A 3,582-nucleotide genomic window follows, 5' to 3' on the forward strand; every position below is an offset into this window, starting at 1 on the left:
GCACACCCCACCCTCCAGCACCCCAGCACCCGGCTCACCGGCCGCCGTTACCCAGCAGGCCCGCCCGCTCGTCCCGCCCCGGCGGCGCTCGACCGTCGCACCCGAGCGCGGTCAAGGACCGCGCGAGGCCCCGCTGGCATGCTCCAGGGCAGCTCACCGCACCACCGCGGTGAGAACCCCGCCGCCTGTGGAGGCTGACATGGGTATCCGCGACACGAAGAACGCGATCGACAACTCCGAGAACCCGGAGGAGCTGGCGCAGACGAACATCAGCGCCGAGGAGGAGGACGCCTTCGACTCCCCGAAGACGATCATGAACCAGATCTCCAACGCCTGACACGCCACACGGCTCCGCCCGGCCGGAACGCCCGCACTCAGCCGAGCGCTCCGGCCGGCGCCCGGACACCGAAGACACCAGAGCCCTGGGGGTCGGGTTGAACACGTCGCTCGTGGACACTCTGCGCGGCGAGGGCATCTTCGCCGACGCATGGAACAAGGAATTCAGGATCCTCCGCGGCGCGGTCGATCCCGCCGGCCACCTCTCCTCCGCCTTCATCGAACAGAAGCTGGACGCCAGCCTGCTGCGCTGGCCCTACTTCTCGGTGCTGCGCCACGGAGCCGTCCCGCCGGAAAGCGCCTACACCCGCTCCCGGGACGTCATCGGGCACCAGCGCCCCGGCTTCCCCGACGCCGCGGCCGTCCGCCGGCTGATGTCGGCCGGCGGCACCCTCAAGCTCAACCAGCTCTCCGACTGGCACCGCCCCACCCGCACCGTCGTCGAACAGCTCCAGGCCGCCGCCCAGGTCGCGGTGGCCTCCTACGTGTTCTGGACCCCGCCCGAGAGCCGCGGCATGCTCCCGCACCGCGACGCCTCCCACGTCGTGGCCCTCCAGCTCGAAGGCCGCAAGGAGTGGCAGCTGTACGCCGGTTCGCAGCAGGTCCGCGCCGACGCGGGCCTCGACGTCGACGCCGCCCACCCCACCCACACCTTCGTCCTGGAACCCGGTGACGTGCTCTACCTTCCGCACGGCTGGCCCCACGACGCCGTCGCCCGCGACGGCGACTCCCTCCACCTCACCTTCACCCTCACCGAACCCACCCCCGACGACCTCCTCGAAGCGCTCGGCCGCCACCTCCTGGACGCGGACCCCGGCCTCGCCCACCGCTTCCACACCACCACCCTCGAACAGCGCACCGAGCACGTCCGCACCGCCCTGCTCGCACACACCCGCCGCCTCGACGACGGCACCTGGGCCCACGCAGCCCTCACCGCCATGCGGGAGGTGACGGGATGACCGCCACCCCGAACCCCCGTACCGCAGCGCCCACTTCGGCCGCACAAGACACCCCGGACACCCCGGGCGACGCCCCGGCCGCCCGGATCACCCTCAAGGACCTGGTCGGCGACACCGACGCGTTCTTCCGCGACCACTGGGCCACCCAGCCCGCCGTCTTCCGCGCCTCGGCCGACCTGACCGGCCTGATCACCGAGCGGGAGATGTGGGAGGAGGTGGACTGCGGGCTGCTGATCCGCCCCTACTTCACCGCCTTCGACGAAGGCGTGCGCACCGCCGTCTCCGAGATGACACGCCCGCGCACCATCGTCGGCCACCACGTCTCCGGCTACATCAACCCCGCCCAGATCAAGGCGGACTTCGCCGCGGGCGGCACCTTCAAGTTCAGCCAGCCCGAACACTGGCACCCCCGCCTGCGCGCCCTCGTCCAGGCACTGGCACCCGAATTCCGCGCCGAACTCGAGTCGTTCGTCTTCCTCAGCCCGCCCGGCAAGACCGCCATCGCCGCCCACATGGACGGCTCCCACGTCCTCGTCCTGCAGATCGCCGGCGTCAAGGACTGGGTGGTGGGCCGCCTCGACGAGACCTCGACCAGCGACTCCGACCGCTACACCGGCGGTGTCATCCCCTACGACCGGCGTATGGAGGTCACCCTGCGCCCCGGCGACGTGCTCTACATGCCGCACGGCACCCCGCACTCCGCCACCGCCCGCATCGGCACCTCCCTCCACATCGCCGTCACCATCGAGGAACCCACCCCCCAGGACCTCGCCGACGTCTTCCTCGCCGAACTCCTCGGCCTGCCCGAGTTCGAGGCCCTCACCCGGCACCACCACGAACTGTCCCTGGCCGAACGCCTCACCCGGCTGCGCGCCCTGCTCACCCGCACCCTCGGCGCGGCGGACGGGACCCAGGTGCTCAAACAGGCCGTACGACTCAAGGCCGGGCACCTCGGATGAGACCGGTGCTGCGCCCGGCGACCGTGCTGCGCCCGGTGACCTCCGCGGACCTCGACCGGTTCGACACGGAGTTCGCCGGGCCCGACGGCCCTGGCCCCTACCAGTGGTTCGGGCACACGCCGACCCTGCGGCTGCGCCGGCTGCTCGACGAGCGAGGCCTGCTCGGCGGTGACGAGAACATGCTGTCCGTCACCGTCGACGACACCCTCGCCGGGCGCGTCGAGTGGTTTTGCCGCGCATGGGGACGCGTGGAGACCTCCGCCTGCTGGGAGATCGCGATCGGCCTGTTCGCCGCCCACCGCGGCCAGGGCATCGGAACCCAGGCGCAGCGCCTGCTCGTGGACTACCTCTTCACCCACACCCGGGCCGAACGCGTCCAGGTGTGCACCGACACCGACAACCTCGCCGAACAACGCGCCGCCGAGAAGGCCGGCTTCGAACGGGAAGGCCGGGTCCGCCGCGCCCAGTGGCGCGCCGGCACCTGGCACGACCAGCTCCTCTACTCGGTCCTGCGCCCCCTCGGCCCGCCCGCCCCCTGACCCTCCACCATCCGGCCCCGAAGCCACAGATACGGCCACAGCCACGGCCATAGGCACAGCCACAGCCACAGGCATAGGCACAGCCACGGCCGTACGACCGAGCGGAGAGCGCGCATGCCCCTGTTCCCGGCCGGCCTGAACGGCCCCGCACGGCAGCTCGCCGTCCTGCACGGCATCGACGGCATCGGCGTGGGCCTGTACATGGCCGGCTCCGCGGTCTACCTCACCCAGGTCACCGGCCTGAGCCCGGCCCAGATCGGCATGGCACTGTCCGCCGCCGGACTGACCGGGCTGCTCGCCTCGGTGCTGTTCGGCATGGTCGCCGACCGCACCGGGGCCCGCCCGCTGCTGACCTGGCTACTGATCGGGCTGGGCTGCGGCTATCTCGCGCTGCCCGCCGTGCACTCGGCCTGGCAGTTCGTCGTCCTGGCGGTGGCGGTGGGCGCCCTTCAGTTCGGCACCGGCCCCTCCTTCATGTCCCTGATCGCCGAACTCGTCCCCGGCCAGGACCGGGTGAACGCGCGCGCCGCGATCCGCTCCGTCGGCAACGCCAGCATGGGCCTGGGCACCCTGGCCGCCGCGGTCCTGCTCGCCGTCGGCACCCGTGGCGCCCTGCAGGTCATCCCGCTCGCCAACGGCGTCACGTTCGTGGTGGCGGGCCTGCTGGTGCACCGGCTGCCCGCGGCCGCCGCCCGCCCCGCCCCGCCCGCCGCGGGACGCTTCACGGCGCTGCGCGACGTGCCGTTCCTGCGGGTCGTCGCGGTCAACGCGGCCCTGTCGCTGCACGAC

General features: G+C 72.4%; 5 protein-coding genes. All 5 read left to right on the forward strand.

Annotated elements, in window-relative coordinates:
- The first annotated feature begins 199 nt into the window (after positions 1-199).
- Positions 200-337 (forward strand): hypothetical protein, encoded by a 138-nt coding sequence (locus tag ABZV34_RS37705; RefSeq protein WP_168500444.1) that lies wholly within the window; start codon positions 200-202, stop codon positions 335-337.
- 112 nt (positions 338-449) lie between these two features.
- Positions 450-1,295, forward strand: coding sequence for a cupin domain-containing protein (locus ABZV34_RS37710; protein WP_356287275.1), 846 nt, complete (start codon positions 450-452; stop codon positions 1,293-1,295).
- Entirely contained in the window at positions 1,292-2,254 is a 963-nt protein-coding gene (locus ABZV34_RS37715; RefSeq protein WP_356287278.1) for a cupin domain-containing protein, read from the forward strand. The genes ABZV34_RS37710 and ABZV34_RS37715 overlap by 4 nt, the downstream gene beginning before the upstream one ends.
- A gap of 5 nt (positions 2,255-2,259) precedes the next feature.
- The gene (locus ABZV34_RS37720) at positions 2,260-2,793 is read left to right on the forward strand and encodes a GNAT family protein (protein WP_356287281.1); all 534 of its coding nucleotides are present in this window, start codon (positions 2,260-2,262) and stop codon (positions 2,791-2,793) included.
- 114 nt (positions 2,794-2,907) lie between these two features.
- A partial coding sequence (locus ABZV34_RS37725; protein ID WP_356287284.1) for an MFS transporter occupies positions 2,908-3,582 on the forward strand: 675 nt, incomplete at its 3' end.

This window comes from Streptomyces sp. NPDC005195, assembly GCF_040608315.1.
GTDB lineage: Bacteria > Actinomycetota > Actinomycetes > Streptomycetales > Streptomycetaceae > Streptomyces > Streptomyces kaempferi.

Excerpts from the sequence above, each read along its gene's own strand:
- ABZV34_RS37705 (WP_168500444.1), top strand. The coding sequence starts at position 200 with ATGGGTATCCGCGACACGAAGAACGCGATCGACAACTCCGAGAACCCG.
- ABZV34_RS37715 (WP_356287278.1), top strand. The coding sequence starts at position 1,292 with ATGACCGCCACCCCGAACCCCCGTACCGCAGCGCCCACTTCGGCCGCA.